Annotated in this window: 12 protein-coding genes and 1 riboswitch; all 12 genes read left to right on the forward strand. The window is 48.5% G+C overall.

The window, feature by feature from the left end:
• Nucleotides 1-117: 117 nt before the first annotated feature.
• The 12 genes from JOE49_RS10370 (at nt 118) to JOE49_RS10425 (ending at nt 14,211) form a co-directional block, all read left to right on the forward strand.
• Nucleotides 118-1,683, forward strand: coding sequence for a limonene hydroxylase (locus JOE49_RS10370; RefSeq protein WP_209941029.1), 1,566 nt, complete (start codon nt 118-120; stop codon nt 1,681-1,683).
• Nucleotides 1,684-1,702: 19 nt separating this feature from the next.
• A complete protein-coding gene (locus tag JOE49_RS10375; protein ID WP_160789401.1) occupies nt 1,703-2,521 on the forward strand; it encodes a nucleotidyltransferase domain-containing protein in 819 nt (272 codons plus the stop codon).
• 21 nt (nt 2,522-2,542) lie between these two features.
• Complete coding sequence (locus tag JOE49_RS10380) at nt 2,543-4,012, forward strand: 3' terminal RNA ribose 2'-O-methyltransferase Hen1 (RefSeq protein WP_160789400.1); 1,470 nt, start codon at nt 2,543-2,545, stop codon at nt 4,010-4,012.
• A complete protein-coding gene (locus JOE49_RS10385) occupies nt 4,009-6,618 on the forward strand; it encodes a polynucleotide kinase-phosphatase (RefSeq protein ID WP_209941030.1) in 2,610 nt (869 codons plus the stop codon). Before JOE49_RS10380 ends, JOE49_RS10385 begins: the two co-directional genes overlap by 4 nt.
• Before the next feature lie 20 nt (nt 6,619-6,638).
• On the forward strand, nt 6,639-7,436 hold the full coding sequence (locus JOE49_RS10390) for a TatD family hydrolase (RefSeq protein ID WP_028542048.1): 798 nt from the start codon (nt 6,639-6,641) through the stop codon (nt 7,434-7,436).
• Between the two features lie 44 nt (nt 7,437-7,480).
• A riboswitch (TPP riboswitch) is annotated at nt 7,481-7,590 on the forward strand.
• A gap of 250 nt (nt 7,591-7,840) precedes the next feature.
• Nucleotides 7,841-8,437, forward strand: coding sequence for an ECF transporter S component (locus JOE49_RS10395; RefSeq protein WP_209941031.1), 597 nt, complete (start codon nt 7,841-7,843; stop codon nt 8,435-8,437).
• Entirely contained in the window at nt 8,437-9,900 is a 1,464-nt protein-coding gene (locus JOE49_RS10400; RefSeq protein WP_209941032.1) for an ABC transporter ATP-binding protein, read from the forward strand. The genes JOE49_RS10395 and JOE49_RS10400 overlap by 1 nt, the downstream gene beginning before the upstream one ends.
• Nucleotides 9,875-10,666, forward strand: a complete 792-nt coding sequence (locus tag JOE49_RS10405) for an energy-coupling factor transporter transmembrane component T family protein (RefSeq protein WP_025721333.1) — start codon at nt 9,875-9,877, stop codon at nt 10,664-10,666. Before JOE49_RS10400 ends, JOE49_RS10405 begins: the two co-directional genes overlap by 26 nt.
• 139 nt (nt 10,667-10,805) lie before the next feature.
• Nucleotides 10,806-11,531 carry a methionine ABC transporter ATP-binding protein gene (locus tag JOE49_RS10410; protein ID WP_103744807.1) on the forward strand — a complete coding sequence of 242 codons (726 nt, stop codon included), beginning with the start codon at nt 10,806-10,808 and terminating at the stop codon, nt 11,529-11,531.
• Nucleotides 11,524-12,195: a methionine ABC transporter permease gene (locus JOE49_RS10415; protein WP_013308947.1), complete on the forward strand. Its 672-nt coding sequence runs from the start codon at nt 11,524-11,526 to the stop codon at nt 12,193-12,195. Before JOE49_RS10410 ends, JOE49_RS10415 begins: the two co-directional genes overlap by 8 nt.
• Nucleotides 12,196-12,466: 271 nt before the next feature.
• The gene (locus tag JOE49_RS10420) at nt 12,467-13,324 is read left to right on the forward strand and encodes a MetQ/NlpA family ABC transporter substrate-binding protein (protein WP_160789396.1); all 858 of its coding nucleotides are present in this window, start codon (nt 12,467-12,469) and stop codon (nt 13,322-13,324) included.
• A 467-nt stretch (nt 13,325-13,791) separates the two neighbouring features.
• Entirely contained in the window at nt 13,792-14,211 is a 420-nt protein-coding gene (locus JOE49_RS10425; protein WP_023987163.1) for a hypothetical protein, read from the forward strand.
• Nucleotides 14,212-14,224 lie beyond the last annotated feature (13 nt).

The following is a 14,224-nucleotide window of genomic DNA, read 5'->3' on the forward strand; positions in this document are numbered from 1 at the left end:
AATTATTCTTCTTTGTAATACTTTCACCATGTTCACGACTTCCAAAATAAAGCATCATAGAAATATAAGATAGCACGATGAAATAAGAAGCAATACATAACAGAAGGGTGATGCAACATGTTTGGACGACGCAAAAATGAAGTGTTATATCCATGGGTAGGCAAGCTTTCGATTTATGAAACGATTATGCAGGGAATGGATACTCAGGGCAGGCTTACTGATGATCAATTACCGGACGATGAAGAATATTGGGCAGGTCACACGATGCGTTGGGTGGCAGGAGGATTAGATGGAGCATTTGGGCATCATGGTGCTGGCGAGCATGTAGCCGATAAAATCAAGGATCTGGTGCAGCTGTTGTCCAGACAATGTCGTAAGCCAGGAATGAAGACGAGACGTGAGACGTATGTACGCTTGATGGAGGAAAATGCGCTCAGTCTGATTGATCCGTTGCTGGATGCGGTGCGCCAGCATCCAGCAATTCAGCCGGACCGATTGTATGAGGAAGCGCGTTGGCTGGCTGAACACGGAGCACACCGCAATGTGGTGAAGATAGGCATTGCGTTGCTTGGATTGCTGGAGACAGAGCAGCATCACGAGCTTATTTTAACGCTGGCAAAGCATGATGAATTCACGCTATATGCGGCTGTAGCTATCTGTAATATTTCGGAGCAAGCCAACGAACAGTTGTATACGTTAGCCCGCCAGGTACATGGCTGGGGACGTATTCACGTAGTGGAACGGCTGGAACCTACGCGTCAGGAAATACGTGATTGGCTACTGCGGGAAGGATTCCGCAATAATGTCATGTATGAATATCTTGCTTATGAGTGCGCTCATAAAGGCGAGCTGCATACAGCCATCGCCGTTCCGCAGATTGATCAGGAGTTGTTTGACGGAGCAGGCGAAATTCTGTCGGCTTTGCTGGCAGCAGGCGGACCTGCGGAAAGTATAGACGATTATGAGCATGCCGCTATGGTTATAGGTAACTACCTTCGTCATGCCAAGGCCATGTGCACGACGGTGCAGCATTTTACGATCATCATGGATATTGCAGACTTTCTGGATGAAGAGGACGATTCATGGGAGACTCGTTATGAGCATGAATGGACACCGGAATTGCGTAGACGTTACGCGTCGCTGTGCCAGCAGATGATGGACGATCCGCAGTGGGTGAAGCTGGTAGAGCAGGAGCTGCAGCATGCAGATTCACCGCATCTCCACTGTGCCATTCGCGCAGCTCAAATGCTAACACTAGATGTATGGCCCATGCTATTTGATCAATTAAGCAGATACCCAGTCAAGCCTAATCTGTACTTTGAACTCATCAAGACAGAGGATGAACAGCGGGTGCGCAAGTTGGTGGCTTTTGCAGAACAGCACTTGCCCTTGGGAGAGATTGCTTCCGGCCCTGCTAATCTACCTGGGTATGGACTGGAGTATGAAGCGCATCAATGTCTGGGTATGCTGTTGCAACTATTGTCTTCTCACGAAGGAATGGGACAAGAGCTAGTTGCTGCTGGGCTTTGGAGTCCGGTGACCTCCAATCGCCGTGCAGCGCTTCATGTACTCAAGGTATGGTCTTCTGAGATGTGGGGAGAGAAAACGACAGAGCGCCTTCGCCGCTTATCGGTAGCTGAAACGGAGGAGTCGATTAGAGAACAGATTCGGGAAATACTTTAATGATAAGGGAGGGAACAACATGACAGATGTGAAGCATGGGCAGGGTTTCATTCAACCGGACATGTGCGAGACGATTTTGCGTGAGCTGCGCGCGTTGGAGCAGGCGGAGCAGGTGCGCATTGTATACGCTTGTGAATCAGGCAGTCGGGCATGGGGGTTTCCTTCACAGGACAGTGACTATGATGTACGATTTATCTATGTAAGACCCGTAGAATGGTATTTATCTATCTTTGATAAGCGGGATGTGATTGAGCGACCCATCAGCAATTTGCTGGATATGAACGGCTGGGATTTGAAAAAGGCACTCCATTTGTTTCGCAAGTCCAATCCGCCTTTGCTGGAATGGCTGCAATCTCCGATTCCCTATCTGGAGCAGTATTCAGTGGCTGACCAGATTCGTGCGATATCGCCGTTAACTTTCTCTCCGAAGTCCTGTGTGTACCATTACCTGAATATGGCGCGGGGGAACTATCGGGATTATTTGCAAGGAGAACAGGTGAAGATTAAAAAGTATTTTTATGTACTGCGCCCACTGCTGGCCTGTGGCTGGATTGAACGTTACAACAGCATGCCTCCGATGGAATTCGTAGACTTGCTAGAGGAATTAATTCCGACCGATACAGAACTTTATCAGGTGATCGGGCATTTGCTACAACGTAAAAAAGCGGGCGAGGAACTGGATATGGAGCCACGGCTTTCGGTGGTGAATGATTTTATCCAGCAGCAAATTGCTTATTTTGAACAAAAGGCGCCCTTGCTTCAGCATGTGGAGAGTGGACGGGATCAGCAGTTGGATGATTTGTTCCGCACTGCGGTGAATGAAGTATGGAAAGCATAAGCTGGGAAGGAGAAGTGGAGTATGCACATCACGCTAAAAGCAACTGGAACCCATGCAGGGATGATTTCGCATTTGCTTGCTAAGAATCCTTACAATACGTATGATCGCACGGAAAAAGGCGCACGTGTACGCATGGTGTACACTGTTTTTACCGAGGAAGAGGCTGAGATCGTCATTCAGGCTTCGCCAGATTCGATTGATTTGGTCAAAAACAGTCCGGACAGCTATGACATTACACAATATATTAATGACCGGGAGTTTGTAACTAGCAGCTTATTTTGCACCTATATTCGTGGCTCGCTTGGCACAGCCCTGAACGGCAAACCCAAGGAAGACTATGCAGGATGGGTGACGCACCCTTTTGCGCTGGAGTTATCGTTTGGGCCCGTTGCTTCGGATTTACCGGATTCTGTGGTGGAGGGGCTATTCGCTCCGCTGGGCTATCAAGTGGCCATAGAACGAGGGGAAGCGGATTATTCTTTTCAGCTGAAAAATCGAAGCACCGTCAGATATGTCACGTTAAGTGGCCACCAGACGGTACAGTATGCGCTGCGTCAGTTATTGCTGTTGATTCCGGTGCTGGATAATTATAAGCATTACTATATTAGTGAAGAAGAGTTCGACAAGCTGAGACGTTACGGTGAGGGCTGGCTGCCAGAGCATCCACTACGCGAGCTGATCATTCGACGCACGCTTCGTTTTACCAATCTGATTGAGCAATTTGAGCAATCTGAGCAATCTGCTTCTGCTTCTGCTGAAACAACAGGTACAAAAAAACACATTGAAAAGGATACTGTCCAAGCTCAAAAGGATAAGCACGAACAGGTTCAACAGCCAGAACAGCCACAGGAGGAAGGGAAGCAGCAGCCTACTGTACGGCTGAATGAACTGCGATATCAAGCCATTATGGACGTGATTCGCAAGCTGCCTCGCAGACAGAAAATCGTAGATTTTGGTTCAGGGGAAGGGAAGCTATCGGCTCGGATGGCCCGAATGACGGGCATTGAAGAAATTTGGGCGGTGGAGCCGTCTGCGTATGCACAGGTGAGAGCCATGGAGCGTTTTGCCAAGCTGGAAAGGCATACCGACGCGATCATTCCTACACCCATGATGGGCTCACTCTTTTATTATGATGAACAATTGCGGGGCAAAGATGTGATGATCCTATGTGAGGTCATTGAGCATGTGGACGAGCATCGTCTGAACCGGGTGATGAAGACGATTGTGACGGAGTATCAGCCGGGCGTGCTGATCGTGACGACTCCCAATCGTGAATATAATGAAGTGTATCGTATAAATCAGCAAGAGCTACGGCATGGCGATCACCGTTTTGAATGGAGTAGAAGCGAGTTTCAGGAACGATGTGAGCAGTGGATTGCGGAAGCTCCTTATTCGGTAGCGCTGAAGGGGATCGGAGAAGAGGTCGAAGGCTTTGGACAACCGACCCAAATGGCTATATTTACGTGCAGAAAGGAGCAGAAGGAAGCATGAGCAATTCATCCAAACGTACGATTCATTTACCGCATGCTGGACTGGTTGTGTTGGTGGGGGCCTCCAACAGTGGCAAAACCACATTATTGGACAGGCTGGTGAGCGAAGGGATTCTACTGGAGACAGAAGTGGTATCCTCGGATCATTTTCGCAAGCTGGTCGGAGATACGGAATTTATAGACTGGAGTGGACTTCCAAGGCTGGAATCGGACGTACTGTTCTATGAGTATCAGCAAATGTCAGCCAAGGCGTTTGAGGCGATGGATACGATTCTGGCCATGCGCTGTCGCTTGAATAAGCTGACGGTTGTGGATGCCACCCATTTGTATGCTGAGGATCGCCAGAAATATGTACAGCTGGCAGCCAAGGCGCATGTTCCTGTTATGGCCTTGGTACTGGATGTACCCGAAGCTGTGCTGCTGGAACGTGATTTAGGCAGGGAGCATCCGCGTGGCCGCCAACGGGTCAAACAGCAGGCACAGCTGTTAAAGCGGAACCTGCGTGGTATCCGTGAGGAAGGCTTTAACGCTTGCTATGTTCTTAAGGATGTAGAAGAAATGAACTTTGTTCGCCGTGTGCAGCCACTGTTTCATGAGATTGGCTCAGGTATTGACATCATTGGTGATATCCATGGGTGCTACCGTGAGATGCTGGAAGTGATAGAGCAGCTAGGATATACGGAAGATACGGAAGGACTATACCATCATCCAGATGGTAGAAGACTAGTATCTGTCGGGGATGTGATGAGCCGTGGCCCAGAATCGTTACAAGCGGTGCAGTTCTGGAAAAAGCACGTGGATGCCGGACTAGCGTATATGATTGACAGCAATCATGGCTGGAAAATCGGCCGTTACCTCGATGGGAGAAAGGTGACTCTCAGTCATGGCGATGAACGATTTGCAGAGGAACTGGCCCAATATGAACAAAAAGCGGGCAAGACAGCGGCGGAACAGCTTAGAAGCGAGTTGAGAGATTTTCTGCTACATGCACCCTCTCATCTTATTTTTGGCAGAAATGGATTGCGACACGTGGTTGTGGCTCATGCCGGGATTAAGGATCATTTTATTGGCAAACAATCGGCACGTATTTCTGATTATTGCCGCTATGGAGATACGGAGGGGCAGGATGCGAACGGAAAACCGATCCGCAAGGATTGGTTCGTAGACCATGAATCGGGAGAAATAGTAGTATGGGGACATGATCCGAGACCGCAGCCTACCCTTGTGAACCAGACGGTGAATATTGATCAGGGTGTGGTATTTGGCGGTATGCTGACCGCTTATCGTTATCCGGAAAAGGAATTTGTTAGCGTTCCGGCACATGAGAATTATGCGAATGATCCCGATAGCCCACTTGTCCGGTGGCAGAGAAAACGGTTTTCCCCGCCGAATTTACGCAAGCTAATCGCTGGTTACAGTGTGCTGACGGAATCGTATGGCGAAGTGCGCGTACAAGGAGAATGGATCAAATCCGCTATAGATGCCGTGTCACATGTGACTGTACCCATGGAGGAGCTGGTGTATATTCCACCGACGATGAGTCCTGCTCCAGCGGTGTCTGCAGAGGAAGGATATCTGGAGCATCCACGTGAGGCGCTGGCTTATTATCGCGGGCAAGGAGTACAAACGATGGTGGCCGAGAAAAAACATATGGGTAGCCGGGCTATTTTGCTATTATTCAAAAACGAACAGGCCGCTGTTCAATATGTAGGCTACCCGACATTGGGCACGATCTATAGTCGGAGTGGGAGAGCTTTCTTTGAACAAAGCCTTGGGAAGCAAGTGATGGTGAAGCTGAATGTGGATCTACGGACTGCTGGATATTTTGAACGGAACCAGACGGATTTTGTATTGCTGGATGCGGAAATTGTACCGTGGAATCTCAAGGCTCGGGAACTGATTGCTGCACAGTATGCGCATGTGGGGGAGGCAGCTCTATTGGATCGCAGTAAGCTGGTAGACAAGCTGAAGCAGGCGAAGGTTGCAGGTCGAGAGGTTGGAGACTGGTTGGAGGAAATGGAACAGAAGTACGCGAATGCCGTAACGTTTCAAGAGGCTTTTCAAAAATATTGCTGGGATGTGGACGGTCTGGATGAAATTCGTATTGCACCGTTCCATACACTGGCACACAGCGGAAAGACTTTTTTCGACCATTCTCATATTTGGCATATGGAGCAAAACCGGGAGCTGGCTGGGCTGTCTTCCCTGTTTATGGAGACAGAGTACCGCGTTATCACGGACGAAGCAAGCGAGGAAGAGGTCATTCGCTGGTGGAACGAGATGACAGAGGATGGTCATGAAGGGATTGTGATCAAGCCGGAACGCTTTTTGATGAAAAATCGGGACAAGATGATTCAGCCTGCAATCAAGGTGAGAGGCCGGAAGTATTTGCACATCATTTACGGTATGGATTATCTTGCCCCTGAGAATTTAAAGCGTCTGAAGCAGCGTCGAACGAACAAAAAGGAGCGTCATGCCCTGATGGAAGGAGCGCTTGGTATGGAAGGCGTGGAACGTTTTGTCCGCAAGGATACGGTAGATCGTATTCATGAATGCGTCCTTGCCGCGCTATCTCTGGAATCGGAGCCGATTGATCCGAGATTGTAGTTTGCGAAGGAGGGAATGAGATGGAAAGGGGTACACCGTTAATTGATATTGGCGTGAACTTGATGCACCGTTCGTTTCATGCGGATCGGGAACAGGTGGTAGAGAGAGCCGCAGCTGTAGGGATTTCACCCCTGATTATTACCGGGACCAGTGTCCGCAGCAGTCGGGAGGCTTCTCAGTATGCAGCACGTTATCCGGGCAAGCTGTATGCGACAGCTGGCGTGCATCCCCATGATGCCAAAGACTGCAGCGCAGAGACGGTTCAGCAGCTCCGTCAGCTGGCGAGTCAGCCGCAGGTCGTATCCATAGGGGAATGCGGATTGGACTATAACCGAGATTTTTCGCCGCGTGATGTGCAGCGCCGATGGTTTGGGGAGCAAATCCAACTGGCGGGTGAGCTGAATATGCCGTTATTTTTGCATGAACGAGATGCACATGAGGATTTTGCCGCTATGCTGCGGGAGTATCAAGGGCTTGTCGATAAAGCAGTGGTGCATTGTTTTACAGGCACGGAACAAGAATTGCATACGTATGTAGAGATGGGACTGTATATCGGGATCACCGGCTGGATTTGCGACGAACGGCGTGGCAAACATCTGCGTGAACTGGTCAGAGATATTCCCTTGGACCGTCTGATGATTGAAACGGATGCTCCATTTTTGACCCCGCGTAATTTGCCCGTGAAGCCCAAAGAAGGGCGTAATGAGTCGATGTATCTCGCTCACATTGCTGCTACGATAGCCGAATGTACAGGCCGAAGCATGATGGAGATCGAAATCGCCACGACGGAGACAGCCAAACGTTTCTTCGGATTATAGGATTGTCAAAGCCATAGATGTGGTATATATTATAGTGAATTAAAAAAGCATTGTCGGGAGCTTGAGAAAGTCAGGCTGAGAGGGTGGCCCTTGCCACTGACCGTGAAATCTGATCTGGGTAATGCCAGCGTAGAGAAACCAAGAACACTATACAGGAATGCCGCTTGTTTCGCGGTTGTCGATAGATACAATGTATGTCCTAGCATTTTACCTTGACCCTGACTTTGGCTTGGTATCAGTGTAGTAGCTTAGACTACTGGTTATATAAGGCATATCGACGAATGATGTTTTGTATGGTGCTTCACCTTTTACTGCGCATAAAGCTTGCCTGGAGATTCAGCTCCAGACAAGCTTTTTTTTTATGGCCAAGAGGCCAATTATAAGGATAAGGGGAGCATGCAATAATGAATACTGCTGTAAGAGCGTCCAAAGGGTTGAAGCTGACTGATATTTTGGTCACGATTGTGATCGCTGTTGTGTTCGGGTTAGTCTACAAAATATGGGGACCTGCCTATGATTTGATGAAACCATTCGGTCTACACGCCGAGCAACTGATGTATGGCATGTGGTTTATGGCAGGCACGTTTGCTTATCTCATCATTCGCAAGCCGGGTGTTGCAATTTTGGCAGAGGTGGCAGCGGCAACGGTCAGTGCTTTTTTGGGAAGCGAATGGGGGATGTCCACCTTGTACTATGGCCTGCTGCAAGGCTTGGGAGCGGAGCTGTTTTTTGCGGCTTTTCTGTATCGGAACGCAAACCTGTGGGTTGCTTCGCTAGCTGCGGCCGGGGCGGCTGTCGCTTCTCTCATTTTAGACTTCAGCTACGGGTATATTGATCAGCTTTCGACCTGGAACTATGTTTTGTTTATTGGTTTTCGCATGATTGGCAGCATTGTGATTGCCGGGGTATTCGCGTTCTATCTGGCTAGGGCATTGGAGGTAACCGGAGTCACGCGAAGTTTGAGACCCGCAACGGAACAAGATTATAAGGGGCTGGATTGATGAGCCAGGCAACCGAAGATGTGGTGGCTTCGATCACCCGTCTTCGGTTGAAATTCCCCGGTGAGCAGGAGCTGCTTTTTCACAATATGTCTTTGTCTGTCCGCAAGGGGGAAAAGCTGCTGTTGCTGGGACCGAGTGGATGCGGTAAATCAACGCTGCTCCAAGTGTTAAGCGGTCTGATTCCACGCACGATAGAAGTGCCTATGAAATGCGATGCTGCTGTAATCCCAAGTGTCTCAGGTATTGTATTTCAAGATCCTGATACGCAGTTTTGTATGTCATATGCAGACGAGGAACTGGCTTTTGTGTTGGAAAATAATCAGGTTCCTCGTGAGCAGATGCGATCCCGTATTCGCGAGCTGCTGATACAGGTTGGTCTATCAACGGATGATATACACATGCCCATTGGCAGCATGTCACAGGGAATGAAACAGCGGCTGGCGATTGCGTCTGTGCTGGCTATGGAGCCAGAAGTGCTTTTTCTGGATGAGCCCACGGCTTTGTTGGACGAGGAAGGCACTACACAGGTGTGGGATACCATTCGAAACATTTCGGTAGACCAGACACTGGTGATCGTGGAGCATAAAATTAATGAAATTGTCCATGATGTGGACCGGATTGTGGTGCTTTCTGCTCAAGGGGAGATCATTGCGGATGGAAGGGCGGAAGAAGTATTTCATGGGCAGCGGCAGGCATTGTCCGAGTATGGCGTGTGGTACCCGGGAGTATGGAGTGAATCGTCTTCGCCGCGTTGGAGTGAATCAGTGACACAGCAGAATGGTACGGGGAATGGTACAGGGATTGATTTGCTGGAGCTGGAACATTTTAGTGGCCTCCGCGGTTTAAGTTCAGTGATTTATGTGGAGCATGCGCAGGTGAAGCCTGGCGACTGGATTGGCGTGGTCGGTGAAAACGGGGCTGGCAAAAGCTCACTGCTGTTCTCCATGATGCGCTTACTTCGCACACAGGGACGTTATAGCGTGCGCGGAATTGAGGCAGGCAGTACGGAACAACTGGCAGAGCGTATCGGGTTCGCGTTTCAAAATCCCGAGCTGCAATTCGTAGCACACACCGTACGAAAGGAACTAGAGTATTCGTTACCTAAGAGCTTGTTCACCGTTGAACAGTGTCGGGAACGGGTCGATCGGATGCTCGTACAGTTCGGACTGGAGCGGCTGGACGAGCGTCATCCGTATCAGCTTTCATTAGGCCAAAAAAGGCGGTTGAGTATTGCTACGGCTATGATCCGTGAGCCGGAAGTGCTGCTGCTGGATGAACCGACTTTTGGGCAGGATGCGCGTAATACCTTTGTCATGCTGGATATGTTGGAGCAGCTGAGAGCGGCAGGCACGGCCATTGTGATGGTCACGCATGACCCAGAAATTGTCCATCGATATTGTACCGATATATGGCGGATTCAGAAAGGGGAACTACAGTATGAACCTGTCCTTTCCCCATCATAAAACATGGCTGCATCGTGTGAATCCGGGCCTAAAGCTCGTTATGTTTTCCATACTGTTTGTGGTCGTTATAGTCATTCATGATCCGAATGTCATGTTTAATGTTGCGTGTGCTATGCTGCTGCTGCTTGTCTGGTCAGGCCATCCATGGAAGCGGCTGCTGCTGTATGGATCTCCCTTTATATTGGTGTTTATTTCAACCTCAACGGGCATGATGATGTTCGGCAAAGGGGTGACGACCTGGTGGACATGGGGCCTGATCCATATAACGCAGGAAAGCTTTTATCGGGGTATGCATCTGGGCTTTCGTGCGCTGAGTATGGCTGCGGTAGGGTTGCTGTTTGGTTTAACGACTCGTCCGGTGGACCTTTTTTATTCACTGATGCAGCAGTGGAGGCTCTCTCCAAAGTATGCGTATAGCTTTTTGGCAGCCATGCGATTGATGCCCATGATGGTGGAGGAATTCCAGGCATTGAGACAAGCCCATCGTATTCGAGGTTTACATCAGCATGTGTCCAAATGGAATATGTATGCCACGCTTCGCAGGTATGCAATTCCGCTGCTCGCTCAAAGTATCCGGCGTGCACAGCGAATTGCTATTGCCATGGAAGCCAAGGGTTTTACTAATGAAACCAAACGCACGTATTATTATGCGATTGGCTATTCGGCTGTAGATATTGTGTTCATATTCTATTTTGTCATCATGCTTACGCTGGCTTGGGGACTCGGTATCTGCTTTCCTTACGTGGGGGTGTGGGATGTACGTTAATTGTTGTCAAAAGGCTTTGCCCGTTTTCTGCTCTGTGGTATATTAATGCAATGGGAATTGACGGCTCGTACAGACCCGCCTGGGCTGGCGGGCTTATTACATTTTCCCTGAGAAATGGATCATCAGGAGGCCAGGTTTCATGATTACGCTGCATCAGGTAAGCAAGCATTATACCACCTCAAGCGGCCAATTTCATGCGGTTCAATCCGTGTCCCTTCAAGTGGAGGAGGGGGAAATTCACGGTATCATAGGTGCCAGCGGTGCCGGTAAGTCTACGTTGCTCCGGTTGATGAATGTATTGGAAAGGCCGGATGAGGGAAACGTGGTTGTAAACGGGGAAGATTTGACTCGCATGCCGGAAAAACGTCTCCGTGAAGCGCGGCGATCGATAGGGATGATTTTTCAGCATTATCATCTTGTTCACAATCGGACGGTCAGTGGAAATGTGGCAATGTCGTTGGAGCTGGCAGGTGTCGCGAAAAAAGAGAGAGCGGAACGTGTGCGCGAATGCCTGCAATTCGTCGGTTTAGCTGATAAAGCAGAACAGTATCCGGCACAACTGAGCGGAGGCCAAAAGCAACGTGTGGCGATAGCCAGAGCGCTGGCGAATCGACCTGCGGTGCTGCTGTGTGATGAGCCGACCTCGGCGCTTGATCCGCAGACGACCGCGGATATTCTGGGCGTGTTACGGGAGATCAACCGGGAACTGGGAGTTACCATTGTAATCGTAACGCACGATATGGACGTGGTACGCAATATTTGTACCCGTGTATCAGAAATGCGGGATGGGCAGCTGCTTTCAACGCAACGTGTAGCTGACGCTGCAGTAGGTTCAACAGCGGAAGCAGGTGAAGCTGATGAATGAAATGCTGAGCATCATTGCGCAATACCAGTCTGAGATATGGAAAGCCATCGGGGAGACGTTTATCATGGTGGGGATTTCTATCGCAGCAGCTGTACTGTTAGGGCTTCCGGCAGGAACGATTTTGTATTTGTGCGGCAAAGGACAAAAATATGAAAATCGACTGCTGTTCACCTTATTGAACAGTGTGGTCAATGTCATCCGCTCGTTCCCGTTTTTGCTGCTCGTCGTGTTTATGATTCCATTTACACGTCTGGTCGTAGGGACGGCGCTGGGCACGATGGCTGCAACGGTTCCCTTGTCAGTGGTGGCCATCGCCTATTATTCGAGGCTGGTGGAGCAATCATTGCTTGAGGTGCCCAAGGGTGTAATTGAAGCCGCTACTTCTATGGGGGCATCCACCCTCCAGCTTATTTTTAAATTTCTGTACGTGGAAGCTCGTTCCGGGCTTGTACTGGGTTTGACCACGTCCACCATTAGCTTCATCTCCTACTCCACGGTGATGGGCATTGTGGGCGGCGGCGGGGTAGGCGATTTTGCCATCCGCTACGGTTACCAGCGTTTTGAAACAGGCTTGATGGCGTTCACCATCGTCGTCATGATTATTTTCGTACAAACGATCCAGTTCACCGGAAGCACCATATCCCGCCGGATCGACAAGCGGTAAGAGGTTAATGAATCTCTTCATTAACAATTGCACCACCCACTATGGGAAATAAAAATGACTTTACAGTACCTCAAAAGCGGAGCGGGCAGAATTGTCTGGAGAAGCGTCAGCGTTCGCCTTTGAAATGGGATTCTAACCTATAAATTGTGTTACAAATCAGAGAGAATCCCATTTCAACAGCGATCAGAAGAACAATCTGCACGTGAAGCGGCTGTACTGTAACTCATTTTTTATCTTCCCAATTACAATTTACTTGGAGGTTCCTCATCAAATGAGTCGGAAAAACAACATGAAAACGAACTTGAAACTACTCACACTATTTGCTGTCGTTATGCTACTGGTTGCCGGATGCGGTGGTCAAAAGCAGGCTGCTCCAGAAACACAGTCTAAAGAAGCAACTTCCCAAAAAGAAGTGACCTTGAAAGTAGCAACGCTAATCCCACCGATGACAGATGTGCTGGATATCGTGAAGCCGCTGCTTAAACAGGACGGAGTCAATCTGGAAATCGTCGTGCTTTCAGATAATATCCAACCGAATAACGCATTGGCAAGCCATGAAGTGGATGCTAACTTCTTTCAGCATGCTCCTTTTATGCAACAATATAATGAAAGCAACAAGTCCAATTTGGTAGCGGTAAAACCAATTTACAATGCCATTTATGGCGCGTACTCCAAAAAATACAAGAACATTAAAGACCTGCCCGAAGGTGCGACCATTGCTATTGCCAATGACCCGGCCAATACCGGACGCTCTTTAGTAATGATGGAGCAAAACGGTTTGATCAAGCTTAAAGAAGGCGTAGGCTATAATGCTACACAGGCTGATATTATTGAGAATAAGAAAAAATTCGTGTTTAAAGAAGTGGATTTGTTGATGCTGGCGCGTTCACTGGATGATGTGGACATGGCTGCCATGTATCCCGCATATGCCAAGCCGCTCGGTCTGACACCGAAGAAAGACGCGCTGATTACCGAAAAAGACGATACGCACTTTGCCATTAATCTGGTAGCGCGTAAGGATAATGCAGATTCCGATGCTATTCAAAAGCTGGCAAAGCGAATGACTGGACCGGAAGTACGTAAATTTTTTGAGGATAATTACAAGGACAGCGTTGTTCCAGCATTTTAAATAAATGAGGATTTTGCAAAAATCCAATAAGCGACTTCCAATGAATAGGATATAGATCGAAATGGTTTAGTTCGTTTATATCTTGCACGTTGGAGCGACTGGAATCGAATTTTGCAAAATCCTGAAATAAGTATGTTGAAACATCGTTTTATGATGAAATACGACCTGTATAATGGAAGGAAGTCTGTGAAGAACAGATGGTCTCCCTTGTGCAGGTCTTTTTTTCATCCTTAATATGGAAAGGAATGATCGAAAACAGGGTATAAAGTCTTATTTTTTAAGATTTTAGGGTGTTACACCGCTGCAAATTTTGGTCATAAAGGGCGATGGAGTAATGATAAGGAACATATTAAAATAAATATACGAACAAACATTCGTTTTCGATTTCGTTAACGGTGTTTTTAAACGGGTCAAAAAATTCAGCTGACAACGGGCCAAAAGCGTGAATAAAAAGGAAGGGGAACGACATGAAGCTGTTTGTAACTGTAAAAAGTTTGGGAAAGCGCAAGCCCGCACTCGCACGACAGGAATTAGAACTGAGTCCTGCTCCAGAAACATTGCGAGATTTGATTACTGCAACCGTTGCTTTGAATGTTCAAAAGCTACGGGAAAAGCAGGAGAGTGTCGCGCTGATTCCGTTCCTCACGGGAGAGGAAGTTCAGGCACAAGGCGAGATAGGCAAAGTAGGATTCGGTTCCATATATAATGAGGGTGTCCCGGATATTAAGGATGCTGTGAATACGGCGATGCAGGCTTTTGAAGATGGTTTATACAGAGTTTTTGTATGTGACGAGGAAATTATTGAACTGGATGCTCCTTTGTCACTTAAGGATGGGAATGAGATTGTATTTATACGCTTCACAATGCTGGCTGGAGGCCTATGGTAGAGGGGGAAACGAA

This window comes from Paenibacillus sp. PvR133, from assembly GCF_017833155.1.
Classification (GTDB): Bacteria; Bacillota; Bacilli; order Paenibacillales; family Paenibacillaceae; genus Paenibacillus; species Paenibacillus polymyxa_B.